At 71.4% G+C, this 25,806-nt stretch carries 24 protein-coding genes; 5 read left to right on the top strand and 19 right to left on the bottom strand.

The annotated features are described in order from the left end of the window. Nucleotides 1-36 precede the first annotated feature (36 nt). Nucleotides 37-942, top strand: a complete 906-nt coding sequence (locus GV015_RS16715; protein WP_159879479.1) for a LysR family transcriptional regulator — start codon at nucleotides 37-39, stop codon at nucleotides 940-942. Between the two features lie 12 nt (nucleotides 943-954). Here the strand turns inward: GV015_RS16715 and GV015_RS16720 are convergent, their stop codons facing one another. The 13 genes from GV015_RS16720 to GV015_RS16780 all read right to left on the bottom strand — a co-directional run bounded on the left by GV015_RS16720 (nucleotide 955) and on the right by GV015_RS16780 (nucleotide 15,800). After that, nucleotides 955-2,409: an LCP family protein gene (locus tag GV015_RS16720; RefSeq protein ID WP_159879480.1), complete on the bottom strand. Its 1,455-nt coding sequence runs from the start codon at nucleotides 2,407-2,409 to the stop codon at nucleotides 955-957. An 81-nt stretch (nucleotides 2,410-2,490) separates the two neighbouring features. Then, nucleotides 2,491-3,642 (bottom strand): CPBP family intramembrane glutamic endopeptidase, encoded by a 1,152-nt coding sequence (locus tag GV015_RS16725; protein ID WP_159879481.1) that lies wholly within the window; start codon nucleotides 3,640-3,642, stop codon nucleotides 2,491-2,493. 74 nt (nucleotides 3,643-3,716) lie between these two features. Then, nucleotides 3,717-4,706: a LacI family DNA-binding transcriptional regulator gene (locus tag GV015_RS16730; protein WP_159879483.1), complete on the bottom strand. Its 990-nt coding sequence runs from the start codon at nucleotides 4,704-4,706 to the stop codon at nucleotides 3,717-3,719. A gap of 87 nt (nucleotides 4,707-4,793) precedes the next feature. Next, the gene (locus GV015_RS16735) at nucleotides 4,794-5,714 is read right to left on the bottom strand and encodes a hypothetical protein (RefSeq protein ID WP_197479028.1); all 921 of its coding nucleotides are present in this window, start codon (nucleotides 5,712-5,714) and stop codon (nucleotides 4,794-4,796) included. An 88-nt stretch (nucleotides 5,715-5,802) separates the two neighbouring features. Beyond that, nucleotides 5,803-7,212 (bottom strand): L-fuculokinase, encoded by a 1,410-nt coding sequence (locus GV015_RS16740; RefSeq protein WP_201299404.1) that lies wholly within the window; start codon nucleotides 7,210-7,212, stop codon nucleotides 5,803-5,805. A gap of 159 nt (nucleotides 7,213-7,371) precedes the next feature. Then, nucleotides 7,372-8,427: a DUF4432 family protein gene (locus GV015_RS16745; protein ID WP_159879485.1), complete on the bottom strand. Its 1,056-nt coding sequence runs from the start codon at nucleotides 8,425-8,427 to the stop codon at nucleotides 7,372-7,374. 64 nt (nucleotides 8,428-8,491) lie between these two features. Next, nucleotides 8,492-9,259 carry an SDR family oxidoreductase gene (locus GV015_RS16750; protein ID WP_159879486.1) on the bottom strand — a complete coding sequence of 256 codons (768 nt, stop codon included), beginning with the start codon at nucleotides 9,257-9,259 and terminating at the stop codon, nucleotides 8,492-8,494. A 57-nt stretch (nucleotides 9,260-9,316) separates the two neighbouring features. After that, a complete protein-coding gene (locus GV015_RS16755; protein ID WP_159879487.1) occupies nucleotides 9,317-10,063 on the bottom strand; it encodes an SDR family oxidoreductase in 747 nt (248 codons plus the stop codon). Then, entirely contained in the window at nucleotides 10,060-10,902 is an 843-nt protein-coding gene (locus tag GV015_RS16760) for a class II aldolase/adducin family protein (protein WP_159879488.1), read from the bottom strand. Before GV015_RS16760 ends, GV015_RS16755 begins: the two co-directional genes overlap by 4 nt. Then, nucleotides 10,899-12,386, bottom strand: a complete 1,488-nt coding sequence (locus GV015_RS16765) for a rhamnulokinase family protein (protein ID WP_159879489.1) — start codon at nucleotides 12,384-12,386, stop codon at nucleotides 10,899-10,901. Before GV015_RS16765 ends, GV015_RS16760 begins: the two co-directional genes overlap by 4 nt. Beyond that, nucleotides 12,383-13,432, bottom strand: coding sequence for a 1-phosphofructokinase family hexose kinase (locus tag GV015_RS16770; RefSeq protein ID WP_159879490.1), 1,050 nt, complete (start codon nucleotides 13,430-13,432; stop codon nucleotides 12,383-12,385). Before GV015_RS16770 ends, GV015_RS16765 begins: the two co-directional genes overlap by 4 nt. Further along, the gene (locus GV015_RS16775; protein ID WP_159879491.1) at nucleotides 13,429-14,214 is read right to left on the bottom strand and encodes a DeoR/GlpR family DNA-binding transcription regulator; all 786 of its coding nucleotides are present in this window, start codon (nucleotides 14,212-14,214) and stop codon (nucleotides 13,429-13,431) included. The genes GV015_RS16770 and GV015_RS16775 overlap by 4 nt, the downstream gene beginning before the upstream one ends. Further along, on the bottom strand, nucleotides 14,211-15,800 hold the full coding sequence (locus GV015_RS16780) for an FGGY-family carbohydrate kinase (protein ID WP_159879492.1): 1,590 nt from the start codon (nucleotides 15,798-15,800) through the stop codon (nucleotides 14,211-14,213). The genes GV015_RS16775 and GV015_RS16780 overlap by 4 nt, the downstream gene beginning before the upstream one ends. A gap of 132 nt (nucleotides 15,801-15,932) precedes the next feature. On the opposite strand from GV015_RS16780, the gene GV015_RS16785 reads away from it, so the two are divergent. Continuing rightward, on the top strand, nucleotides 15,933-16,703 hold the full coding sequence (locus GV015_RS16785) for a DeoR/GlpR family DNA-binding transcription regulator (protein ID WP_159879493.1): 771 nt from the start codon (nucleotides 15,933-15,935) through the stop codon (nucleotides 16,701-16,703). Between the two features lie 55 nt (nucleotides 16,704-16,758). After that, on the top strand, nucleotides 16,759-17,577 hold the full coding sequence (locus tag GV015_RS16790) for a class II fructose-bisphosphate aldolase (protein WP_159879494.1): 819 nt from the start codon (nucleotides 16,759-16,761) through the stop codon (nucleotides 17,575-17,577). 38 nt (nucleotides 17,578-17,615) lie between these two features. On the opposite strand, the gene GV015_RS16795 is transcribed toward GV015_RS16790, so the two are convergent. The 6 genes from GV015_RS16795 to GV015_RS16820 form a co-directional block, all read right to left on the bottom strand. Continuing rightward, a complete protein-coding gene (locus GV015_RS16795; protein ID WP_159879495.1) occupies nucleotides 17,616-17,915 on the bottom strand; it encodes a hypothetical protein in 300 nt (99 codons plus the stop codon). A 123-nt stretch (nucleotides 17,916-18,038) separates the two neighbouring features. Further along, complete coding sequence (locus GV015_RS16800) at nucleotides 18,039-19,034, bottom strand: ABC transporter substrate-binding protein (protein WP_056013014.1); 996 nt, start codon at nucleotides 19,032-19,034, stop codon at nucleotides 18,039-18,041. A 71-nt stretch (nucleotides 19,035-19,105) separates the two neighbouring features. Further along, entirely contained in the window at nucleotides 19,106-20,191 is a 1,086-nt protein-coding gene (locus tag GV015_RS16805; RefSeq protein WP_079707371.1) for an ABC transporter permease, read from the bottom strand. Further along, entirely contained in the window at nucleotides 20,188-20,949 is a 762-nt protein-coding gene (locus tag GV015_RS16810) for an ATP-binding cassette domain-containing protein (RefSeq protein WP_079707372.1), read from the bottom strand. The genes GV015_RS16805 and GV015_RS16810 overlap by 4 nt, the downstream gene beginning before the upstream one ends. A gap of 130 nt (nucleotides 20,950-21,079) precedes the next feature. Further along, nucleotides 21,080-22,174, bottom strand: a complete 1,095-nt coding sequence (locus GV015_RS16815; protein WP_159879496.1) for a class I mannose-6-phosphate isomerase — start codon at nucleotides 22,172-22,174, stop codon at nucleotides 21,080-21,082. Beyond that, nucleotides 22,171-23,208 carry a LacI family DNA-binding transcriptional regulator gene (locus GV015_RS16820; protein ID WP_159879498.1) on the bottom strand — a complete coding sequence of 346 codons (1,038 nt, stop codon included), beginning with the start codon at nucleotides 23,206-23,208 and terminating at the stop codon, nucleotides 22,171-22,173. Before GV015_RS16820 ends, GV015_RS16815 begins: the two co-directional genes overlap by 4 nt. A 356-nt stretch (nucleotides 23,209-23,564) precedes the next feature. Between GV015_RS16820 and GV015_RS16825 the strand changes: the two genes are divergently transcribed. Beyond that, a complete protein-coding gene (locus GV015_RS16825; protein ID WP_159879500.1) occupies nucleotides 23,565-24,773 on the top strand; it encodes an HAD-IA family hydrolase in 1,209 nt (402 codons plus the stop codon). Nucleotides 24,774-24,998: 225 nt separating this feature from the next. After that, nucleotides 24,999-25,619, top strand: a complete 621-nt coding sequence (locus tag GV015_RS16830) for a type II CAAX prenyl endopeptidase Rce1 family protein (RefSeq protein ID WP_159879502.1) — start codon at nucleotides 24,999-25,001, stop codon at nucleotides 25,617-25,619. Nucleotides 25,620-25,806: the final 187 nt, after the last annotated feature.

Raw genomic sequence — 25,806 nt, forward strand, 5'->3', positions numbered from 1 at the left:
TCGGTAGCGTGGAGGCATGATCCGGACCCACGACGCATGAACCTGGAGCAATTGGAAGCGGTCGTCGCGGTCGTCGACTACGGCTCGTACGCCGCAGCTGCCGACGTCCTCCGGATCTCGCAGCCCTCGCTCACGAGACGCATCCAACGCTGCGAGACCGACCTCGGGCTCGCGCTCTTCACCCGGGTCGGTCGGCGCATGCAGGTCACCGACGCCGGACGGTCCGTGCTCGGCCCGGCGAGGCGGATGCTCCAGGAGGCGAACGGGCTCCGTGCACTCGCCGACGCCCAGCAGGCGCTCACCGCCGGTACGCTCCGGATCGGCGCGCTCCCCTCGCTCGTCGCGACCCACGTCCCGGAGCTCGTCGCCCGGTTCCACGCCGCGCACCCCGACGTCCGCATCGAGGTCACGGGCGCCGTCGACTCCGCCGAACTGCTCGACGCCGTCGACCTCGGGCGCATCGACCTCGGCGTGGCCGATGTGGCCACCGCCGGCCCCGGTGTCGAGGTGCGGCTCCTGGAGGAACAGCGGTTCGCGATCGTCCTCCCCGGCCTCAGGACCGTCGCCGAGCGCGAGGCCGAGCACACGCCGCCGACCATCACCGGCGACGAGCTGGCCGCACACACCCTGGTGACCCTGCCGCGCGGGACGTCGATGCGCGCCGTGACCGACGAGGCCTACGCCCGCTTCGGCGTGCAGCCACCGCGGGTCATCGTGACCACCCAGCGCGACGCGCTCACGCGGTTCGCGACCGCCGGCGTCGGGCTGACCGTGGTGCCCGAGCGTCTCGCCGACTGGGCTGCGGCGAACGGCGCCCGGGTCCGCCGGTTCCCGACACCGGTCACGAGGAGCATCGGCCTGCTCGTGCGCCACGACAGCGTCCGGACACCCGCCGTGAGTGCCTTCCTCCGATTGGCGGGGCGGGTCCCAGCCGGGGACTGACGACGCCCCGCGTCACCCGCAGAGGTCCGCGGCGGCGTTGCGGGACTCGACCTCGACGGGCGCGGGCGCGGCAGGCGGGGTCAGTGAGGCGAAGTCGTCGCCGATGACGAGCACGACGTCCTCCTCGTCCGGTCCCGGTTCGCCGCTCACGACGACCGTGATCCCCAACTCCTGGGCGAGCGAGGCGGCCGTCGCCCGAGCCGCGTCCGAGTCGCGCGCGAGCAGGACCGTGACCGGGGTGTCCGTCTCCGCGTCGCCGATCGACGCGACGGTGTAACCGAGGGCGGTCAGTCGGTCGGCCGTCGCCGTCGCAACCCCGTTCGTCTGCGAGCCGTTGAGGACGCTGACCGCCTCGACCCGCACCGGTTCGACCGGGGCGACCGGCTCGGCGGGGGACGCATCAGCGGTTCCCGCGATCGGCACCGGGACATCGGTGGCGAGGCTCGAGAAGACGATCGCGGCGTCATCACTCGGGACGACCCGGTTGGCGTCCGACGGCGCCTCGGTCCACGGCATCGTCAGGAAGGTGATGGCCGACGCCGGCACCTGCGAGACCCGGTGTGCGAGCGAGGTCAGGCTCGCGAGGTCGCCGAGCGCGGTGTCGACGGTGAGCGAGGAGGTGACCGCGTCCAGGAAGCGGATGAGGCGGTCCGGCCGGGTGAGCACCTCGGCACTCAGCGCCCGCTGCACGATCGCGGACATCACCATCTGCTGGTTGCCGAGGCGGGAGATGTCGCTGCCGTCACCCACCGCGTGCCGGGTGCGGGCGAGCGCGAGCGCCTGCGTCCCGTCGATGACCTGCGCTCCTGCGGGCAGCGCGAGGTTCGAATAGGGGTCCTCCATGTCCGACGGCAGACACACCGCCAGCCCGTCCATGCCGTTGACGATCGCCTGGAAGCCGCTGAAGTCGAGCTCGACGAAGTGGTCGATCGGCACACCGGTCATCGCCTGCACCGCGGCGACCGAACAGGCGGCCCCCGAGTTCAACGCCGCGTTCACCATGCCGTAGTCGTCGGGCGTCCCCCGGCCGGTGTCCGTGCACATCGACAGGTCGGTCAGCGTGTCACGTGGGATCTGCATCGCGTCGATCCGGGAGTTGCCCTCGGAGACGTGCACGAGCACCATCGCGTCGCTGCGCTTGGTGCCGGTGTCCTCTCCGTAGTCGCCGACCGCGAGGTCACGACTGTCGGAGCCGAGGAGGAGGACGTTGACCGCCGGGTCCGGTGCGCCCGGCTGCGCGGGCTCGGTCGAACGTCCGGTCGGGGCGGCGATGGCCTCGGAGCTGAGGTTGCCCTGCAGCCGCAGTGCGAGCGCACCGACACCCCCGAGGAGCGCGAGCACGAGGCCGCCTGCGATGCCGACGATGAGGCGCCGACGGCGGACCCGCGCGCTCACCCCACCGCCGTGACGGCGAGCGTGAGCGGCACGTGGACGGACGGGTGCCTCGGGGAGATCGGGTCTGCGCATCGTCCCAGTGCACCAAGCGTCGAAGCGGCGGACAAGCAGCCTGCCCGGTGCGACTCATACGCGGCGCGCATGCGTCGGAGATCAGCTCACGGGCGAGGCGACCTCCGAGCCACGCAGCCCGGGCACCGCACGCTTACCGAACTGGCCGGTGACGACCAGGATGAGCGTCGTCGCTGCGAGGAGGATCCAGCCCGGCCAGCCGAGCAGGGTGCCGAACACACTGCCGGTGTCCTGCATCGACGTCGGGCTGGCGAACAGCAGCAGTGCCCCGACGGCGGCGTTCACCGCGCCGTGGGCGATCACCGCCGGCCAGACCGAGGCGGAGCGGAGACGCAACCAGCCGATGAGAACGCCGAGCAGCACGCACCAGCCCACCATGAGGAGCAGGCCGAGGACGTCGGTCCGCTGGTAGTTGTAGCCGAGGAGGATGAGCGGTGCGTGCCACACGCCCCAGATCGCCCCGGAGAGCAGGAGGGCGGGCCAGGTGCCGAGCGGCAGGAGGTTCGGCAGCAACCAGCCGCGCCAGCCGAGTTCCTCCCCGAACGCGGACAGCGATGCCACCAGGACGCCGAGGGGCAGGGTGAGGAGCTGGACCAGGGCGACCGTGGTGAGGTCGTCCCGCCCGAGCTCGCCGGCGCCCGAGGCGGTCATGATGGCGGCGAGACCGGACAGGCCGACGAGGTCGAGCTCGATGAGCCCCATGGCCTGCCCGAGCAGCATGGAGCAGAACGCGAGGACGGGGAACCCGACGAGCGCCGCCGCGCAGAGCCCGAGGGTCCGGCCGAGGGGACGCAGCGGCGCGAGTCCGAGCAGCCGCGGGATGCTCCTCGGGCGGGCGACGAACAGCACCACGACGAGCGCGGCGATGGTCGGGGTGTACATCATGCCGAGGGCGATGAGCTGGAACCAGGGGTTCGCGAGTCCCTCACCCGACAGCCACAGCGGTGCGGCGATGAGCCAGGCGAGGCCCACGGCGAGCACGGTGAAGACCGTGACGGCGACCCACGGGACCCTGGTGGGCAGGATCGGGGCCAGCTCGCGGTTGCGCCGGCGCTGGCGGTCCGCCGCCGACTCCGGCTGCTGCGCGAGCACGGCCCGCCCGGCGGCACCGATCACCGGAGCCGCGGCCGGTGCAGGTGATCCGCCGGCGAGCGGCGTCCGGATCGGTCCAGGCGCGGGCTGTCCGATCGGCGCCCAGCCGCCCTCGGTCGGTGTGTCGTCCGGTCGCTGCATGTGATCCCCCGTGGTCGCGAACAGCTTCCCACGCTACGGAGCGACGGCGCGGGGCGCATCCGCCGCCCGGGGGATCACGCGGTGAGGTGACAGCCGCAGGACTCTCGCAGGAGGAGCCCGACGGGGACGACGGTGCTGCGCTCGTGCTCACCGTCCGCGTCACCGAAGCGGGCGAGCGCCCGGGTAGCGGCCAGGCGGCCCAGTCGTGCCGGGTCCTGTTCGATGACGCTGACCGCCGGATCGAGCTGGTCTGCCATCGGGAAGTCGCCGAAGCCGAGCGAGGCGATCCCCCGCGAGCGCAACGCTGGGACGAGCGCCATCGTCACCCGCGCGTTGGCCGAGAACAGGGCCGTCGGCGGGGAGGCGAGGCCGAGGAGACCGTCGACCACGGCGGCGGCCGGTTCGCGGTCCGTCGCGTCGAGGCTGACGAGGGTGTCGTCGAGGTCGATCCCGCTCTCGGCGATCGCCGAACGGTAGCCCTCGAGTCGGCGACGGGTGCTCGGCGGGTGTGCCGAGTCGGCGATGAAGGCGACCCGGGTGTGCCCATGCTCGAGCAGGTGCCTCGTCGCGAGGTAGGCGCCGCGGTGGTCGTCCTCGACGAAGCTGTCGGCGTCGAGTCCACCGGGGGCCCGGTCGACGAACACGATGGGCGTGTGCTCGGCCCACGGCGCGAGCCACGACTGGTCCTCCGCGACGGGCGCGAGAACGAGCCCCATGAGCTGCGAGCGGAGCAGCGAGTCGAGCACGGCACGCTCGCGCGCCGGGTCGTCGCCGATGCTCGTGACGAGGGTGGTGATGCCCGACACCGAGCAGACCTCCTCGACGGCGCGGACGACCGCGGCGAAGAAGGGGTCGACGACGTCCGGGACCGCGACGCCGACGGAGGAGGACCGCCCGGCGCGGAAGGTGCGCGCCAGGACGTTCGGGACGTAGTTCAGTTCCCGCATGGCCGATTCGACCCGCGACCGCGTCTCCGGGAGCACGTGCGGGTCGTCGTTGAACACGCGGGAGACCGTCTTCGAGCTCACCCCGGCGAGGGACGCCACGTCCTGCATCGTGGCCATGGCTGCTCCTCGGGTGGTTCCGCCTTGGTGGCGTGGTCGGATCGGGCTGGTTCGCGGGCGGCGACCGAGGACGCCGCCCGCGATCCGTCAGCGACCGGCGAGCGCGGTCTCGATGACCTGCTCGAGCTCACGGAGGCGAGGCAGCGCACGGTTGGTGAGCAGTTCCTCACGCTTCGCCGACGAGATCGAAAGGCTATCCTTCCACAGCGAACGACCGGCCATCGCGCCGCCGGCACCGTTCTCGACCGCGGTGCGGACCTGGCCGACGAAGGTCTCGTGGTCGACCCCGGCGGAGAGCACGGCCCACGGCACGCCGGCGGCGGCCTCGGTCACGGCTGCGGCGGCCTCTGCGGAGCCCGGGTACTGGAGCTTCAGGACCTTGGAACCGGCGGCGACGGAGATCTCCGCGGCGCCGCGCACGAGCTCGGGGAAGATCTCGGCGTAGGCCTCGTCGCTCTCGCCGTCGAGCTGGTAGACGAGGATCTCGACGATGAGCAGCACGCCCTCGGCGGTGCACTCCTCCACGAGGCGGGCGATCTCGTCGATGACGACCTGCTCGGCCTCGCGCTGGTCGGAGCGCAGGTAGAAGAGCATCTTGGCGGCGTCGCCACCGAGTTCGCGGACTCGGCGGGCGTCCATGCCGGGGACGTACTTCGTCCGGCGCAGACCGTTCTCGGTGTCGAAGCCCGAGGAGTCCATGCCGACGACGAGACCGGTCGTGCGGGAGAGGGTGCGCTCGTCGACGACGAGCGGGAGGGCGACCTCCGGGTCGAGGAGGATGGCGGGTGCGTGGTTGCCGAGGAACCGGACGAGGTCGCTCTTGGCCTCGGCGAGTTCGTCACGGCTGATGCCGGCCGCGCCGTTCGGGGCGTCGGTCATGACGGCCTTCATGCCGTTGCGCTGGTCGCCGGCGACGATGAGCATGCCGCCGCCCGGGGTGCTGATCGTGGCCATGGCGCGGCGTTCGAGCGTCGTCAGCTCGTTGGTCCTGGTGGCTACTGCGTTCATGAGGTGCTCCTTGTGCTTCGGATGGGGTCTGATCCCGGCAGCGGTCGCGCCGGGGAGGATCGGTCTGGGTCGTCGGGTGGTCGGTCGGTCAGGGGTGTGGTCGGGAGATGGCTGGTTCGAGGAGGGCCCCGGCGAAGACGGCTGCGCCGTATGCCGTGTCCTGGGATCGGTGCGACACCTGCACGCCGGGCAGGACGGCGGCTCGGGCGCGTTGCACGGACCGCATGCTGGCCCAGCCGCCGGTGAGCAGCGCCGAGGTGGCGGGTGCGACCTCGCGGTCCATCGCCGCGATGAGCACGGCGAGTTCGTCGTTGCCGTGCTGGAGCACCGCTTCGAAGATCTCTGCCGGTCCTGCGCCGTCGGCACGGACCGTGAGTTTGAGGACGCCGTCGTCGTTCCGGGCGCCCGCGACCGAGATGTCACCGTCGCCGAGCAGCCCGCCCGCCGGGAGCGCCATGATCTCGTCGTCCAGGCGGTCGCGCCCTGCGCGGTCGGTCACCCCGACGAGCTGGAGGGTGCGACGCATGAGCAGGCCGGTCTTGACGCCGGCGACGAGCACCCAGGTGCCCGGCACGACGTGACGGACGCAGTTGATGAACACCTCGGCGAGGCGTTCCCGGGCGGCGAACGGGAGTGGTTCGTCGAGGCGTCGAAGCAGGACCTCGGCCGTGCCCATCGACACGTGGTACCGCTCGGCGGGGAACGAGCCGGTGGAGACGGCCGACACGAGGTGGTCGTGGCCGGCGACGGTCAGGGCTGCACCGGAGAAGACCGGCGGCACCCACGGGCTGCTCGCGGCGCCGAGCGGGGCACCGGCGTCGGTGAACGGCGGGAGGAACGACGCGTCGACGCCGAGGTGGTCGAGCAGTTCGAGCCACGGCTCACCCGTGTCCTGGTCGAGCAGGCCGGTGCGCGACGAGAGCGAGTACTCGGCGGCCTCCTCGCCGCCGAGCGCCGAGACGAGGTACTCCGGCAGGTTGAGCCAGCGCGTTCCGGCGAGGTCGAGTCCGGCGTCTCGGAGGTGGAGGAGCTTGATGACCGAGACCTGCACGCCGAGCGGCAGGCCGGTCCGACCGGCGAACTGCTCGGCGATCTCGGCCGGGAGGGCCGCGAGCTGTTCGGCGCCGCGCGGATCGAACCAGGCGATCGCAGGCGCGACGGGCCGGCCGACGGCGTCGAGGACGATCCCGGACTCCCCCATGCCGGAGACGGCGAGCGCCCGGACCCGCGCGGCCGGCCCGAACCGGTCGACGAGTTCCGCACCGACGTGGTCGAGGAGCTCCCTGACGGTGGCGATGAGGGACGCCGCCTCCATCACGGTCGTGCCGCCTGGACCGGCGAGCCACGGGGTGGGCAGCTGGTGGATGAGGACCTCGGCGCCGTCGGCATCGGTCACGAGGATCTTGACGCCGGTGCTGCCGAGGTCGAGGCCGGCGACGAGTCGATCCGAGGCCACGGAGGTGACGGCGGTCGAGTCGAGGTTCGCAGCAGGGTGCACGGCGGTGTCCGTTCAGGTTCCGACGTCCGTGTCGGCTTCCGACGATGACTTCATGTCATCGATGTCATGGCGAGCATACATCGTTCATGTCATCGATGACATACCCCAGCGTGAATTCTTCGGAAACCGGGAACCGGATGCTGGCGGAGGCCGGTGGGCTCAGTCGCCGAAGTCGTCCGCCGCCGGCTCGAACACGATCTCGAGGTCGACTTCGAACGACTCCCCGGGCTCCACGATCCGACCCGCCTTCCCGCGATCCGGACCGGCGGCGTGACTCGGCCAGCAGGTGCCGGGTTCGATACCGAGGGCGTACGACCCCGCGGCCGTGCTCCGCCACACCGTGAGGAACGGCAACTGCTCCGGCCGGAACCGGACCGTGACCGTGCCTGCCTCGCCCGACAGGGTCGCGAGGGACCAGCCGTCGGGCCCGGCGACCGCGTCAAGGGCGTCGACCTGCTCGTCGGCCGCCGGCTCGGGCTCGCCGATCACCCGCCGCCAGCCACCGGCGTCCGGGCGTTCGGACCCCGCCCCGCCGGGGACGTCGGCCTCAGCCGCCACGACGGCACCGCCGTGCAGCACCGGCCAGCCGAGGTTCACGTGGTAGAGCAGGCGCACCGGCTCGGCGACGAACCCCTCGTTCCGGACGACGTCGTGCAGACGGATCCGCGCGACACCGACCTCGGCTCGGATGCTGCGGGTCACCGTGAGGTTCTGCTGGAAGACGGCGCCCTCGCGGAGCAGGCCGTCGACGAGGAGCTCGTACCGGCCCGCCGCAGTCCATCGCCCCTCCCGTCGGGTGAGGGTCGCCGGGATGCGATGCGCCCGACCGTGCATCCCACCGTCCGCCTCCGCGGCCACACCGACCGCGGTGAGCCCGCAGGTCGTCAGCAGACCGCCCTGCCAGCGACGGGCCCAGCTCTCGGCCTGCGGAGCGGTCGTCGGCGCGACGAAGGACACGACCTCGCCGTTCCAGGAGGCCTCGCCGAGGTCGAGGAACTGGTCGACCTCGACCGTGACCTCGAGTCCGCCGAGATGGCGCAGTTCGATCTGGCGCCGGCCCGTCGACGGCCCGTCGTCGACGCGGACCGCACGCGGAGCCCACGCACGCTCGACGGCACCGGATCGGGCTTCGACGAAGCGTCGACGCCGGGCGCCCCACACGGCGTCGCGGTCGGCCTGGTCGTCAGGCGTCTGTTCGGGCGGCGGCGTCGTCATGGCGGGTCCTCGGGTCGGTGCGGTCGGTGCGGTCGGGTCGAACGGTTCGGCGGGCGGGGCTGGCTCAGAGGGCGGTGTAGCCGCCGTCGATGACGAGGCTCTGGCCCGTGAGGTACGAGGACGCGTCGGACGCGAGCAGCAGGACGAGCCCGTGGAGGTCCTCAGGCTGGCCCATCCGGCCCGCCGGGATGCCCGCGGTCCACTCGGCGGCGAGGTCGGGGTTCGCCTCGGTGAACTCGCGGGTCATGTCCGAGAGGAAGTACCCGGGGGCGATCGCGTTGACCCGGACGCCGGAGGGTGCCCACTCGACCGCGAGTGACGACGCGAGGTGACTGACCGCCGCCTTCGAGGCGTTGTACGAGGCCTGGAACTGCGGCTGGTTCACGATGAACGCCGACATCGACGAGATGAAGACGGCCGAGGCGGGCCGACCCGCCGCGATGGCACGACGGGCGAAGGACTGCGCGGCGAAGAAGGTGCCGTCGAGGTTCACGGCGAGCACCTTCCGCCAGGTGTCCGCCGGCACGTCGACGCTGTCGCCCCAGATGGTGATGCCCGCCGCGGTCACGAGCAGCGACGGCGCGTCGAGCTCGGCCTCCGCAGCGGCGAAGGCGGCCTCGACGGCGGTGGCGTCGGTGACGTCGACCGCATGCGCCGAGGTGCGGACGCCGTACTCGGACGCCAACCGCTCGGCCGACTCGTGGACGGTCGGCAGGAGGTCGAGCAGCGCCACCTGGACGCCCTGCGCGGCGAGCGCCCTGGCGATCGAGTAGCCGAGCCCGCGGGCCCCGCCGGTGATGACGGCCGTGCGGCCGTGGAGGTCAGAGAACATGTGCGGTCCTTCGATCGGGGCGGACTGGTGGAGGTGTCGTCGGGCGACGCGAGTCGCTCAGATCTCCTGGTCGGTGGGCAGGATGACGAGGTCGCGGATGGTGACGTGCCGGGGTCTGGTGAGCATGAAGAGCACGGCCTCGGCGACGTCCTCGGAACGGATGCCGGTGCGCGCGGCGATCTGGTCCTCCACGCCTGAGGCCCCCTCGGCGATCCCCCACAGTTCGTTGAGCACCACGCCGGGGGCGACCGCGCCCATCCGCACCCCGGATCCGACGAGGTTCCGCCGGGTGGTGTGGACGAACGACTGCATGGCGTGTTTCGTCGCGGAGTAGACGGGCTCCCAGTGGATGTCCTGGTGCCCGGACACCGAGCTCGTCACCAGCACGTCGCCCGCGCCCTGCTCGACGAGGTGCGGCAGCGCTGCGCGAACCGTCGCCATCGCTCCGAGGACGTTGACGCCGACGAGCTCCTCGATCGCTGTCATCGGGGTGTCGACGACGTCACCGCCGACGTAGAGGCCAGCGTTGGCGAGGACGATGTCGAGGCGTCCGAAGGCGGCGAGCGCCAGGGCGACGGCCTGCTCGGACACGGCGGGGTCGGCGAGGTCACCCGCCAGGAAGACGCTCGGTGTCGGCAGGGCGTCGGCGACGCCCGAGAGTCGCTCGGTGGAGCGTCCCACGAGCACCGTGCGCACCCCGGCAGCGGCGAGCGCCTGGGCGTACGAGCGGCCGATGCCCGAGGACGCTCCGGTGATGATCGCGACCTGCCCGGTGAGGTCGGTGGCGCTTGTCGACACGCTCATGTCGTGGTCCTTCCGTGCGCCGTCCCGGCGCGGTCGGTGGTTGATTCCTGCGCGGCGAGCGCGGCTCGACGCAGCAGTTCGTCGGGTCTCGTGTCGATGCGGGCGACGGCCTCGTCGCTCAGGTAGACCGGCCCGCCGGCGGCGAGCGCTCCGAGCAGCACCTGGGCGACCTTCACAGCCATCTCGGTGATCCGGAGGACCTCGGCCGTACTCGATCCGAGGGCGAACATCCCGTGGTTCTGCAGGTACACGACCTTCGGCACCCGGCCGGTCGTTGCGAGCTGCTCGCGCACCAGGCGGCGGACCGTGCGGGCGAGCTCGAGCCCGGGGTCGACGTACGGCACGAGCAGCGGATCGGTGCCGAGGACCACGATCTGGTCGGGGAAGAGCGACCCGCGGGTCAGGGCGTCGGCCGACGGCGAGCACAACAGCGCGTTCACCGGCACGGGATGGGTGTGGCCGACCGCGACGACGCCGGGCAGGTCGAGGCAGACGGCGTGGAGGATCGCCTCCACCGAGGGGCGCCGACCGTTCCCGGCGAGCGCCGCGGCATCGAACAGCGCGGCCACCTCGGTATCCCCGCCCGTGTGCGAGTCGACGAGGTCGAGCACCGGTCCGATCGCGAGACGGACCGCGTCCTCGGTGGTCGCCACGGCCAGGGACGCGCCGCTCGCCTTCACGAGCATCGCCCGAGCACCGTCCTCGGTCAGGAGCAGGGAGGTGTTGCCCTCCGCCAGGAGCGCCCACGCCCGATCGGGACGCCCGAGGTCGCGCGAGAAGGCGACGAAGCGGTCGAGGAGGTCCGTCTCGGTCTCCGGTTGGTCGATGCGGTCGGTCATGTCGGTGTCCGCTCATGGTCGTGGTTGTCGTGGTCGTCCTGGCCGTCCTGGCCGTGCCGGTAGACCGTGTCGAGTGACGGTGCGTGGCCGGCCGCGACGAGTTGCACGGCCAGATTGCCGAGCGCCGAGGCCTCCGCAGGACCAGCGGTGACGGGAAGACCGGTCCGTGCCGCCGTGCGGGCACACAGGAGCCGGTTGCGCGATCCGCCGCCGACGATGCGGACCGAACGGATCGTCACCCCGGTGATCGCCTCGCAGGCCCGGACCGTCTCGGCGTAGGCGACCGCGAGACTCTCGACCACGCTGCGCACGACGTCGCTCCGTCCCCCCGGTGGACGCTGTCCGGTCTCCCGGCAGAGGGTCGCGATCCGTTCCGGCATGTCACCCGGGACGAGCAGCCGGGGGTCGGCGACGTCGAACACGGCGGGCGTGACGTCCGTGGCTGCGTCTCGTTCCATCTCCGACACGGCCGCCACGAGTTCGACGAGGTCGACCGCGCTGCCGTCCTCGGCGGACCAGGCGCGGGCGCACTCCGTGAGCAGCCACATCCCAGCCAGGTTGCGGAGGAGCAGTGAGGATCCGGCGACACCGGCCTCGTTCGTGAAGCCGGCGGCCCGCGCGCGCTCGGTGAGCACCGGCGCCGGCAGACATACCCCGGCGAGGGACCAGCTGCCACTCGAGACGAGGAGCTCCGCGCCGTCCGGGCGGGCGAAGGCGAGGGCTGACGCGGTGTCGTGCTCCGCGACGCGGTGGACGGGGATCGGCACGCTCGACCCGAGACGCGCGGTGACCTCCGGCGTCGTCGGGCCGGCGACCGTCCCCGGTGCGACCACCGGCGGGAAGTCGAAGCCGTCGAGACCCCAGCGACGGATGAGCTCCGCCGCCCAGTCGCCGGTGCCCTGATCGAGCAGCTGCGTCGTCGAGGCGATCGTGCGCTCCGCTCCGACGACGCCCGTGAGCAGCCACACCCAGAGGTCCGGGACGAGCAACACGGTCGGGCGATCGCCGTCGGCGCGGCGCGCTTCGAGCTCCTCGGCGCGGGACCGCAGCTGATACGAGGTGTTGATGGTCTGCTCCAGCACGCCGGTCACCGCGTAGGCCGTCACGGCGTCGACGAGCATGGCGGCACGGGCCGGTCCATCAGCGTCGGCGCCGCGGTGATGCAGCACGGTCGGGAACGCCGTACCGGTGCCGACCCCCACGAGTGCGATGTCGACGCCCCAGCTGTCGACCCCGATCCCGTCGAGCACGCCGCCGGCGGCCGCTGCGATCCGGACGGCCTCCGCGAGCCCGACGATGGTCTCCTCGAACAGGCGCTCCGCATCCCACCGGAGTCGACCGTCCTGCATGATCGGGCCGTTCGGGAACCGGTGTACCTCGGTGAGTTCCAAGCGGCCGTCGGCCCAGCGCCCGAGCATGACGCGACCGCTCGACGCACCGAGGTCCACGGCGGCGTGGAAGCGTGGAACGGTCTGATCGGTCATGGCGTCGTCGCCTCGTCGTGTGGCGGCGTGGCCGGTTCGCTCAGCGGCGTCGTCGCCTCGTCGTGTGGCGGCGTGGCCGGTTCGCTCAGCGGCGTCGTCGGGTCGGGGTCCTGGACGGCGACCGGTGTGGTCAGCGCCTCGAGGGAGGTGAGGATGGTCGTCGCGCTCGACACGGCGAGTGCACCCCAGGCGGCGGCCGAAGCGACCGCCGCCGCCGGATCGTCCCGTCCGTCCTCGCCGTGGAGTCCGACGAGGAATCCGGCCAACGAGGCGTCGCCGGCACCGGCCGTGTTCACGACCGTGGCTGCGACGTGCGCGTGCCACAAGCCCGCCGCCGTGCGGAGGAGCGCCCCGTCGGCCCCCATGCTCACGTAGACGAGGTCGCAGCCGGCACGGTGCAGTTCGTCGGCGGCGGAGGCGACATCACCGATCGTCAGCAGCTCACGGCCGGTGAGCTCGGCGAGCTCGTGCGCGTTCGGCTTGAGCAGGTGGACGAGGTCGAGGTTCGCGACGGCGGTCTCGAGCGCCGCACCCGCGGTGTCGACGGCCACGCGCGCTCCCCGATCACCCGCCTGACGGAGCAACTGGAGGATGTCGACCAGGCCGGTGCCACCCTGGACAGTCGGGATCGTGCCGGAGAGGACGAGCCAGTCCGCGCCGATCCGGTCGATCTCGGCCCCGGCGGTCGCGACGACGGCGGCCCAGTCCTCGGCGCGCAGCGGGATCGCCGGTTCGTTGACCTTGGTCGTCCCGGTCGCGGCGTCCAGGATGGTCGTGTTCACCCGCGTCCGACCGTCGGTCGGGACCACGGCGAGCAACGTCCGGAGTGCCGGGTCGTCGGCGAGGATCCGTCCGTCCGCACCCATCGGCACCACCGCACGGACCGCGAGCCGAGAGAGGGTGACCGCCCGCGCGACGTTGACGCCCTTGCCGCTCAGCTCGATCGACACGCCCACCGCCCGGTTGACGTCGCCGAGTCGCAGCCCGTCGACGCGGTAGGTCTGGTCGATCGCGGCCGCCGGCGTGACCGTGACGATGCCGCTCATGCGTCCACCCCGACCGTCTCGACGCGGACGCCGGTCGCGAGGAGGGTGTCGAGGGTCGGTTCGTCGACGCCCTGATGCACCACCGCCACCTCGAGACGAGCGGCCGGGACGGAGGCCGCGAGGCCGTCTGCGCCGAACGTCGCCGGGTCGCCCAGGAGGATCGTCGTGGAGGCCAGCTCGACCGCCGAAGCGACGACCGCCGCCTCCTCCGGCGAGGCGTGGAGCAGTCGGCCGTCCGCGGAGACACCGAGCGCCTCGACGACCGCGACGTCGAGGCGGAGGCCGGCGAGCTGCTGGCGCGCCCAGGCGCCGGTGAGGACGCCCCGCCCGTCCGCCGTCCCGCCGACAAGGTGGACGACGGCCGATTCCTCGGCAGCGGCAGCGGCCAACGCCACCGGCACCGAAGCGGTCACGATGACGGTCCCGGCGGTCGTGGCGAGACCCGCGGCGAGCGCCTCGCAGGCCGAGCCCGCGCCGAGGAAGACCGCTGAGCCCGGGTCGACCAGGGTCAGCGCTTGCGCCGCGAGCGCACCGGACACCCCGGAATCCTGGCCCGGGTCGAGGTCGGTACGCACCGCCCCGCCGTGCGCGCGTCGGAGACGTCCGTCGAGTTCGAGGACGCGGAGGTCGCGCCGGATCGTCTCCTCGGTCACGCCGAGGTCCACTGCGAGCACGCCGACCTCGACCCGCCCGTCCTGGTCGAGTCGGGTGAGGATCTCCCGACGCCGGTCGTCCACCGGACTGGACGTGACCGTCCCGCGGCCGCCGACGGACGCGCTCATCGTTCCACCCCGGCACGGTCGTCGCGTTCGGACGCCGGACCGTCGGGGCTCGACTCCTCGGCCCGTCGTCGCCACCAGGGGCCGAGGGCCTCGACGAGCTCGTCGAACGCGTGTCCGACCCCGGCCCAGTACGCGGCCGAGGCGTCCGTCGGCAGGACGGCGGGCGCGTGTCGGACGACGTCGTGCTGGGCCTGTTCCACCGACGGCAGGAGTCCGGTGGCGACCCCGGCGACGATCGCAGCGCCGAGGGCTCCGGCCTCCTCCGAGTCGACGACCGTCACGGGCGCTCGAAGCGCGTTGGCCACGAGTTGCACGTACAGCCGCGACCGCGCGAGGCCGCCGCCCAGGACGATCGGCTCGTCCCACCGGAACCGTTCGCCGAGCGCCCGGGTGTGCCAGCGGTGCATGAGCACGATGCCCTCGAGTGCTCCGCGCAGCACATGCGCCCGGGTGTGCCAGTCTCGGACGCCGGCGAGGGTGGCCGAGGCTTCGGCGCCGAGCGGCGAGTCCGATTGGAAGGGCAGGACGAGCGGCACCTGCTCCTCCGGAGGGAGTGCTGCGGCCTCGGCGATCAGCGCGTCACGGCCGGTGGCGTCAGTCACGCCCAGGAGCCGGAGCGTCCAGTCGAAGGAGGGCGATGCCGTCGCCGAGGTGGACATCGCGATCCGCAGGTCCGGGGTGATCGAGAGGCGGGACTGCCACCGCGGGTCCACGTCGGGCTGGGTCGTCGTCACGCCGTTGGTGCTGAACGAGCCGGCCACGAGGGCGAGCCGTCCGGGGACGAGCGCTCCCATACCGATCGACGAGGCCTGCACGTCGTGGAGTCCCGACACGACCGGTGTCCCGGCGACGAGGCCCGTGACCGCGGCGGCCTCCGGCAGCACCGAGCCGACGATCGTGCCGCTCGGGTTGATCGGCGGCAGCAGACGGAGCAGTTCGGCGGGCAGGCCGTAGGCATCGAGGACCTCGGCGCCCCAGGTGGCGGTCCCGACGTCCAGGAAGGAGGCGCAGGCGTCGGAGTAGTCGGTGGAGATCTCGCCGGTGAGCCGCAGGCGGACCACGTCCTTGCAGAAGAGCATCGCGTCTGCCTGCTCCACACGCTCCGGGTCGTGGCGGAGCAACCAGCGGAGGAGGTTGCCGGCGGCGCCCGGCGTCGGCAGCTGTCCGGAGCGTTCGAGCACCACGCGCAGCCGGTCCGGGTCAGCCGCGAGTTCGGCGGCCTCGACGTGCGCCCGGGAGTCCATCGCCGTGATGGCCGGGCCGACCGGCTCTCCGGCGGCGGTCACGAGGTGCAGGCCGTCGCCGTGGCCGGTGATCCCGACGGCGGCGACCAGGGTCGGGTCGACACCCGACGTCGCCATCACCTCCGACACCGCATCGGCGACCGCGGCCCACAGGGCGTCCTGCGACCGCTCGGCGTGCCGGGCGACCGGGCGGTCGACGGGGCTCGCGCGCCGAGCGACCGCGACCGGCAGCAACCGCTCGTCGTGCAGGACGGCCTTGACGGCGGTCTGCCCGACGTCGATCCCGAGCAGGAACCGCGACCCCGACTCGTGGGGTGCGCTGTGCGGCCCGTGCTCAGCCATCGGCGGCCTTCCGTTCGTCGTCATCGTCGTCGTCGGGTGCGCCCGATCATGTTGATCTTTGCACCGATCCCACCGAATCGGAAGGGATATCGGACAGATTCGGATACGCTGGCCAGACCGGACGGAGCAGTCATGTACCCAGCAGAGCGTCACGCCGCGATCCTCGCGGGCGCCCGCGACGGCGACGGCGCACTGTCGGTCGCCGAGCTGAGCAGCCGACTCGGCGTCACACCGGAGACCATCCGTCGCGACCTCGCGGTGCTCGAACGACAGGGGCTCATCCGCCGCCACCACGGTGGCGCGGTCCTCGCCCGGCGACCCGCGTTCGAGCCCAGCCTCCAACGACGCCGCGAGGGCGAGCGCATCGAGCGCGCCGCCGTCGCCCGCCTCGTCGTCGAGCAGCTCCCCGAGGAAGGGGTCGTCCTGCTCGACTCCGGTGCGATGACCCTCGAGGTCGCCGCACTCCTCCCCCACTCCAGCCGACTCCTCGTGGTGACGAACAGCCTGCCGATCGTCGCTCTGCTCGGTGGCCGACCGCGACTCACCGTGCTCGCCCTGCCCGGGCGGGTCCGCGCCGTCACGCAGGCGACCGTCGGTGCGTGGACCGTCGAACGGCTGTCCGGACTCCACGCCGACGTCGCCGTGCTCGGCGCCAACGGGGTGGGGCTCACCTCGGGAGCCACGACGACCCTGCCGGAGGAGGCCGAGGTGAAGCGGGCGATGCTCGGTATCTCCAGACGACGCATCCTCGCCGTCACCGCCGCGAAGTTCGGCACCACCTCGTTCCACCGGGCCGCGGGACTCGACGAGTTCGATCAGATCGTGACCGACGACGGGCTCGACCCGGACACCGTCGACTCGCTCGCCGAGAGCGGTCCAGAGCTGCTGCTGGCCACCACCTGACCATCCCCACCGGCACCGGGTCGATCATCCCGCGTGCACCCCGAGAGGAACCACCATGACGCTCGTCTCCACCGCCGCGCTCCTCGACGCGCAGCGCGCCGTGCTCGCCTTCAACGTCATCCAGCTCGAACACGGCGAGGCCATCCTCCGCGGCGCGGAGCTCGCGGGCCGGGGCGTCATCCTGCAGGTGTCCGAGAACGCGGCGAGGTACCACGGCGGCCTCGCGCCGATCGGGCTCGCGAGCCTGGAGCTCGCCCGCGAGGCCGGCACCGCGACCGCCGTGCACCTCGACCACGCCGAGGACGAGACGCTCGTCGAGGAGGCGGTGCGGCTCGGATTCACCTCGGTCATGTTCGATGCAGCGACCCTCCCCGACGAGGAGAACCGAGAGCGCACCGCAGCGGTCGCCCGCGCAGCCCAGGCGCAGGGCGTGTGGGTCGAGGCGGAACTCGGGGCGATCGGCGGGAAGGGCGGCGCACACACGCCCGGCGTCCGGACCGACCCCGGTGAAGCCGCGGCGTTCGTCGCGGGCACCGGCGTCGACGGCCTGGCGGTCGCGGTCGGCAGCTCGCACGCGATGACCTCGCGGAGCGCGACCCTCGACTTCGGCCTCATCCGCGAACTCGCGGCAGCCGTCCCCGTCCCGCTCGTCCTGCACGGTTCGAGCGGCGTGAGCGACGAGGACCTCGTGCGGGCGGTGGACGCGGGCATGCGCAAGATCAACATCTCGACCCACATCAACGGCGTCTTCACCCGAGCCGTCCGTGAGCGCCTCGACGCGGACCCGTCACTCGTCGACCCGCGGAAGTACCTCGGCCCGGCACGCGACGCCGTCGCCGCCGAGGTCGCGCGGCTCCTCACCCTCGTCGCATAGGACTCGTCGCAGACCCGACCGTCGGTCGATCGAGTCGTTCACAACCAGTGGACGATGTCCGGGTCCAGGCAGACCCCGCCGAGGCCCTCGGTGGTGGTGACGCCGTCCGCGAACCGGATCACCACGGCCCGTCCCTCCATACGCACGTACTCGGCCCGGAGCCCGAGTCGGAACGGGACGTCGGTCGACGCGGTGACCGTCCGGCTCGCGCGTTCGGGGACCGTGATGACCAGGCGGTGGGCTCGCCCCGCTGCATCGACGATCTCGGCCTCGATCCGTCCCGGAGCATCGTCGGACAGCCGGCGCACCGCGGTCGCCGCGACGATCACCTGGGTCATGTCGCGATTCTCGCACCCCGTGGAGGGTGGCGTCGAGGCGGAGCTGCCGGACGCAGCGCGACGGCGCCGGAGCTCGAAGCTCCGACGCCGTCGCGGTCTGGTGGTGCGGGGTGGCCTGAGGGCCTAGCCGCACTTGGACTGGTAGACGGCATCCTTCGCGTCGCCGTCGACGTTGTCCTTGGTGATGATGGTGAAGCCGGTCTCGATCTTGGCCTCGACCTTGTCACCGTTCAGTGCGGCGATCGCCTGGGCGACGCCGTCCTTGCCGATGGTGGCCGGCTCCTGAGCGACGAGCGCCTGGACGGTGCCCTCCTTCAGCTGCTTGACCTGGGCGGGACCTGCGTCGAACCCGACGATGGTGACCGAGTCCTCCTTGCCGGCCTGCTTGACACCGGTCGCGGAACCTTCGGCCGCGAACAGGTTCGCTGCGAAGATGCCCACGATGTCGGGGTCCTTCTGGAGCGCCGCGGTCACGATCTCGGCAGCCGTGGACGGCTCGTTGTGGCTGTACTGCACGCCGAGGTCGGTGAACTTGTCATCGCCCTTGACCGCTTCCTGGAAGCCCTCGGCACGGGCGTCCGTGGTCGAGATGCCGGGGTCGACCGAGACCACGAGGACCTTGCCGCCCTCGGGGTGCGCTTCCTTGATCGCGTCGAACGCCGCAGCGCCGCCGCCCTTGTTGTCGCTCGAGATCTGCGAGACCGCGAACGACGGGTCGTCGACGGTGGTGTCGACGAGGACGACCTTGATGCCCGCGTCGGCCGCAGCCTTCAGCGGTGCCTCCATGGCCTTCACGTCGGTCGGGGCGACGAGGATCGCGTCCGGCTTCGAGGCGACGACCGAGTCGACGAGCGGCTTCTGCAGCGTCGGGTCGAACTTCTCCGGACCCTGGGTCGTGACCGTCGCGCCGGCATCCTTCGCCGCCGATTCGATCCCGCACTGCATCGAGATGTAGAACTCGTCGCCTGCGACGCCCTGGATGAACGCGATCTTGTAGCCGTCGGAACCTGCGCCTGCGCTGCTGCCGCCCGAGCTCGCGCCACCGGAACAACCGGTGAGCATGAGGCCTGCCGACGCGCCGAGCGCGAGGACTCCGAGAACTGACTTCTTCCACTTCATTGTGATTACCCGTTTCTCTTGAACTGCTGGACTACTGGGATGGTGCGGGGGGTGTTGATCTGTGTAAGGGGTTATTTCTTCTTCCTGCTGACGAGGGCTCGCCAGAAGCTCGTGGACCCACCGCGGGCTGCGGAGGAACGGCGGACCTGGTCGACGTAGACGGCCAGGATGAGGACGGCGCCGACCGCGACCTGCTGCCAGAAGGGCTGCACGCCGGTGATGACGAAGCCGTTCTGGAGGACGGCGGGGATGAACAGACCGACGACGGTGCCGAAGATCGTCCCGTAGCCGCCGAAGAGCGAGGTGCCACCGATGACGACCGCGGCGATGACGTTCAGGTTCGTCTGCGACTGACCGGCGATCGCGGTGGTGCCGAACTGCGACAGCGACAGGATGCCGGCGAGACCAGCGAGGCCTCCGGAGATCGCGTAGATGCGGATGAGGTGACGGTCGACCTTCACGCCGACGCGTCGTGCCGCCTCCTCGCTCGAGCCGACCGCGTAGGTGTACAGGCCGAACTTCGTCTTGTGGAGGACGAGCGCACCGATGATGACGACGACGAGGGCGATGACCGAGATGATCGGAACCGCGCCGAAGATGTTGCCGTACCCGATCGAGTCGGTGAGGACCGACGGCACCTCGCGGATGTCGACACCGCCGGTGAGGATCTGGGCGAGGCCGAGCGCCATGCCGAGGCTACCGAGGGTGACGATCAGCGGCGGCACCTTCGCCTTGGAGATGAGGATGCCGTTGAACGTGCCCCAGAGGATGCCGACGCCGATCGAGACGATGATGCCGACGATCGCGGTCCCCCAGTCGTCGCCGCCCATGGCCCGCATCGTCGTCGCGGACACGACGCCCGAGAAGACGAGGACGGATCCGATCGAGAGGTCGATGCCGGAGGTGATGATGACGTAGGTCATGCCGACGCCGAGCACCGCGAGGATCGAGGCGTTCTGCACGACGAGCCGCAGGTTGGACAGCTGCGCGAAGGTGTCGGGCGCGATCGCGGAGAAGATCGCGATGACGACGAGGAGGACGATGAAGATCTGGAAGGCCTGGGCCTTGAAGAGCTTCCTGATCGGGGTCTCCCGATCCTTGGCCGTCTCGATGGCGGTCGTCTCCGGCCCCATCTCGGCCTGCTTCACCGCGCTCATGCGACGTTCCTCGTGCTGGCACCGGTCATGAGACCGACGAGTTCTTCCATGTTCGTGTCCTTCGTATCGACCGTCGCCGCGCGGTGGCCGAGCCGCAGCACCTGCACGCGGTCGGACACCTCCATGACGTGCGGCATCGAGTGGCTGATGAAGACGACCGCGATGCCCTTGTCGCGCACCCGGCGGATCGTCTCGAGCACGTTCTTCGTCTGGCGGACGCCGAGGGCGGCCGTCGGTTCGTCGAGGAAGACGACCTTGTTGGCCCAGTGCACCGCGCGGGCGATGGCGATCGCCTGGCGCTGCCCACCGGACATCGCGCCCACCGGGTCGGTGAGTGAGCGGACGGTCGCGCCGAGTTCGTCGAAGGCGTGCCGCGACTGCTTGCTCATCTCCTTGACGTTCATGAGGCCGAGCAGCCCGCCGAGGCCGGGCCGCATGATCTCGCGGCCGAGGTAGACGTTCTGTACAGGGTCGAGGTGGGGCGCGAGGGCGAGGTCCTGGTAGACCGTCTCGATGCCGAGCGCACTCGACTGCATGGGCGAGGTGAGGGTGATCGGTTCGCCTTCGAACTTGATCACACCGCTGTCGACCGCGAGGTTGCCGGAGAGTGCCTTGACCAGGGTGGACTTGCCCGCCCCGTTGTCGCCGATGAGGGCGGTGACCTCGCCGGGGTAGACCTCGAAGTCCGCTTCGTCGAGGGCGCGGACGTGCCCGAACTGCCGGGTGAGGCCTCTGGCCTCCAAGACGGGAGTCGTCATGTCGTTCTCGTTCCTTTCCAGCCGGCCCCGGTGGACGGGTCCGGCGTGTGGTGGCTGTCGTACCGCCGTTCGAGGCGGTGGTGTGTGGTGAGCTGCTGCGTGATCGTGGGTCCTGCGTCGAGGGGTGGCGTCATCGGATGCCTCCCGACGCGAGGGTCGCCGGCCAGCCCGCACCGGGGCCGGCGGCGAGCACGGTGCCCGAGCCGCTGACGGTCCAGGGCCCGAACCCGGCCGGGACGGCGAAGACCTCTCCGGCGGAGAACTCGACGGCCTCGGCGCCGGTCTCAGAGACCAGTGCGCCTGCGCCGGTGAGCGCGAGGGCCACCGAGAAGCCGGCGTCCACGGGTGCGCTGCCATCGGTGCCGGGCGCCACGGCGAAGAGCTGGAAGTAGGGGTCGGCGGCCTCGGGCAACAGCGACACCGGCGCGTCCGTGCGGGCGTCGAGGTCGTGCAGCACGACGAGGTGTTCGATCTCGGACTGCGGGAGTGCCGTCGTCGACACCGCGCCCATCACGGTCTCGAATCCGAGACCGAGGTGCGACTCGTCGCGCGTCGAGGTCGTGACCGACCACTCGAGGAGGATGGAGAGGTCGGTCGGTTCCTGCACCTCCGCGAGGAAGATGCCGCCGTCGATCGCGTGGGCCGTGCCGGCCGGGACGAGGATGCCCATGCCGCGCTCGACGACGATCCGGTTCATGTGCGACAGCATCCACTCGCTGTCCTGGGCGTCACGACGACGGTCGAGTTCGTCGGGGTCGACGTCCTCGCTCCATCCGAGGTGGACGGCCGAACCGGGCTCGGCGTCGAGGATGAACCAGGCCTCCGTCTTGCCGTAGGCGCAGTCGAGGTGGGAGGCGGCGAACGCCCGATCCGGGTGCACGTGGACGGGGAGCCGCTGACGCGCGTCGAGCAGCTTGACGAGGATGCCGGTGTCGGCGGCGTGGGTGCCGTGGTCCGGTCCCGCTCCGGTCCAGTGCGCGGGGTCGGCCGCGACGAGGTCGCGGAGGAGGACGCCGTCGACGGTGCGGGCGAGGCCGATGGCGCCGCCGGGCTCCTGGTCGGCGCGGCTCACGGTCGCCCCGAGCCACTCCTCCGGCTGGAACTCGCTCTGCTGTTCGATGCCGCGCAGGCCGGCGATGCGGTCGCCGCCGCGGTAGAAGTGCTCGATGAGGTTCGGCGCGAGTCGCGTCGGCTGGGCGAGCCTCGTGGGCTGGGTCGTGCTCATGCTGCTGGTCCTCCGACCATGCTCGTGGTGGACGCGGTACGCGCGTCCACGGTGTGACGCTGTGCCGGGCCGGGGATCTCCCCGGAACCACGCGACACCAGCGAGGTCGGGACGACCCACTCGCGCGGCTCGTCGGCCGGTGATTCGCGCAGTTCGAGGAGTCGCTCGATCGCGGCGGTACCGATGACGAACGGATCCTGGTTGATGCAGCTGACGGCCGGTCGCAGGACGTCGGCGAGGGTGAAGTCGCCGAACGCGATGTGCGCCGTCCCCTCCCGCCCGATGCGGTGCAGGGAGGTCGTCAGACCGATCGCCGCCTTCGCGTTCGACGCGAAGAACGCAGTGGGCGGGTCCTCGAGTCCGAGCAGGCGCTCCGTCTCGGCGGCGTAGTCGAGCGAGCCGTCGATGGTCCAGGAGACGAGCGACGGGTCGAGGTCGATGCCGGCCTCGGCGAGGACGTCGGTGTAGCCCTGGTAGCGCCGACGGATGGTGAGGAAGCGTTCGTCCCGGTCGTAGAAGGCGATGCGGGTGTGGCCGAGCTCGACGAACTGGCGGATCGCGAGCTGGGTGGCGGCGTAGTCGTCGACCACGACGCTGTCGAAGGCGGCGAGCGGACGGTCGACGGCGACGACTGGCGTCACGTTCCGGAACGCCTCGAGGTAGGGCAGCTCCGCGGCGACCGGGGCGATGATGACGCCGGCGACCTGGTGGCCGGCGATGAACCCGGTGAGCTGGTCGCGCTCGCGCCCCTCGTCGAGCCCGGTGCTCGCCACGAGGACGCTGAGGCCCTCCTTGAGCGCACGGGCCTCGATGGCGCTCACGAGCGAGGCGAAGAACGGGTCGGCGAGCGAGTCGATGAGGACGCCGATAGCGCCGCCGGTGCCGGACTTCAGAGAACGGGCGGCCGTGTTGGGCACGTACCCGAGGCGATCGATCGCCTCGAGCACGCGGCTTCGGGTCTCGGGGTGCACGGACGGTTCGCCGTTCACCACCCGCGAGACGGTCTTGATGCTGACGCCGGACTGCGCAGCCACATCCTTGATCCCGGGCGGCCGCATCAGCGGGTCCCCCTGACGGGAAGCGGAACGGGTCGGACGTCGCAGCCGGTCCGGAGCGACGGGACGTGCGCACGTGTCCGGATCGGACTGGTCGCGGTGATCGCGGGGTTGCAGGTGCCCATGGGCTCCACCTCCTGACAGCGTTGTCATTGGTCGGGGTGGTGCAGCTGCAGAACCCCGTCGTTCCTTCGTGCGCCTATACTGACCGCAGACCGACAACGTTGTCAAGCAACGTTGTCTGAAAGAGATCAAATTCATTTGGAACTCGCATCGAAGAGGCGTTCAGACCCCTCGGATGCGGGTCGCCACCCCGGAATCATCGAGGAGTCAGCGTGATCGTCGTCGTCGCAGGAGCAGCCGGAAGCGGCAAGACCACCCTCGGACGTGAGCTCGCCAGAGCCCTCCGACTCCCGCTCCTCGACCTCGACACCATCACCAATCCGTTGCTCGACGGTCTCGGCGCGGTGAGCGATCCCGACAGCGCCGAACCACTCCACTGGAACGATGCGAAGCTGCGCCCGACCATGCGCCCTGCGCGGTACGCGGCCCTCCGAGCGGTCCTCGCCGACCAGCGCGACAGTGGCGTCGGCGCGGTACTCGTCGCACCCTTCACCGCGGAGCTCCGTGGCGGCGCCGAATGGGACGCGCTCGTCGAGGCGGCCGGGGTCGTCCCGAAGGTCGTCTGGCTGCACGCCGATGCCGCCACGCTCGCGGCTCGCCGCGCCGAACGCGGTGCCGAGCGGGACACACACATCGTCGACCCGTCCACCGACACCCCGCCCGCCATCGAGCACCTGTCGATCGAAGCCGCGTTGTCCACCTCGCAGCAGCTCGCCGCCGTCCAACGCGCGCTCGGTCTCGGACGGACCATCCAGGCCTCCGCACCGATCTTCGACCAGGTCTTCGCCGCCGGGCTCTTCGACCTCGACGGGACCCTCATCGACTCGACGCCGGCCGTGAACCGGTCATGGGCGCAACTCGCCCGCGAGTACGGCCTCGAGGGCGACCTGCTCGCCGCGGGACACGGCCAGCCCGCTGCCCAGGTGCTCGCCGCGATCTTCCCGCCCGAGCAGGTCGCCGGAGCACTCGCGCGGATCATCGAGATCGAGGCCGACGAGGTCGCAGACGTCATCGCGCTCCCAGGGGCGGCGGAGGCGCTCGCGGCGCTCGGTGACGACGCGAAGGCGATCGTCACGAGCGGCACGAGGCTCATCGCCGCCAACCGGATCGCCGCCGCCGGGCTCGTGCGGCCGGCGGTCGTCGTGACCTTCGACGACGTCACGAAGGGCAAGCCGGACCCCGAACCGTTCCTGCTCGGCCGCACCCGGCTGGGCATGGACTCGCAGCCGTGCGTCGTGTTCGAGGACGCACCGGCCGGGCTCGCCGCAGCGCGCGCCGCCGGCTGCTGGACGGTGGGCATCGCGGGGACGCACGAGGCGCACGAACTCGATGCGGACCTCGTGATCGACGGCCTCTTCCAACTGCGGCTCGAGCCGGTCGCCGAGGGCGGGTTCCGACTCGTCCCGGCTTCGCTCGGCTGAGCGGCAGCCCGATCCCGGTGCCTGTCGACGGGCCTCCGAGTACCCTCCCCACCGCACGTCGACAACCGTGCACCTTCGCTCCCTGAGCCTGTCGAAGGGCCTCCGAACCCCTCCTCGATCGTGACGACTACCCCACGACGACGGCTCGTTCTCCGCCGCCGCCTCGGGCGGTTGCGATCCCCCTTGCCTTGCATCTGAAATAACACTGCTAACATATCGACTGCCATGTCGACCGTCGAAAACGCCCCCTCGCGCCAATCCCTCCGCTTGTTCTCCGCACTCGCGATAGCCGCGGCGTGGTTCGCCCTGTGGTGCCTGACCCCGGGCATCACCGACCGAGGCCCCGTCCGTCTCGCGGTGCAGGAGGACACCCTCGTGGTGTTCCTCGAGTCCCTGATCGCCGGCCTCCTGGTGATCGCCATCGCCATCCTGCAGCAGACCCACACCCGTGAACTCTTCGCACCGTCTCGGCAGCGGTTCCTGTACGTCATCCCGGTCGTGCTCGCACTCGCGTTGCCGTTGCACTACGAGCTCGAGTTCCCGGTGCTGCTCTACATCTTCTGGATGACCGTCTCAGTGTTCTGGCAGGACTACCTGACCTTCGGACTCCTGCAACACCATCTCGCCGCGCGCTTGCCGTCGCGCGCGGTCATCCCCGTCGTCGCCGTCCTGTTCGCCCTCGGACACGTCATCCTGCTCCCCGACAAATTCGGGCTCGTGCCGAACCCGCTCCCGGCACTGAGCATGCTCGCACTCGGCCTCCTGCTCGCGTGGCTCCGTCGCCGGTTCACGACCATGCACCTCATCCTGACGCTCCACCTGTCGTTCTACTTCGTCTTCGCGTGAGGTCCGGCCGCACGTCCGAACGCGACCATCGGCGAGCACCTCGACCGACTTGACGACCGAGCGCTGAACCCCTGGTCCTGCGGACGCTCTCACTGATCCCTTCCGCAATGCACCTCGACGACTGCGGAGACTCGTTCCCTGAGCCCGTCGAAGGGCCCACGAACAACCTCCCCCTTCGCACCTCGAC

This window comes from Plantibacter sp. T3 (assembly GCF_902506515.1).
GTDB lineage: Bacteria > Actinomycetota > Actinomycetes > Actinomycetales > Microbacteriaceae > Plantibacter > Plantibacter auratus.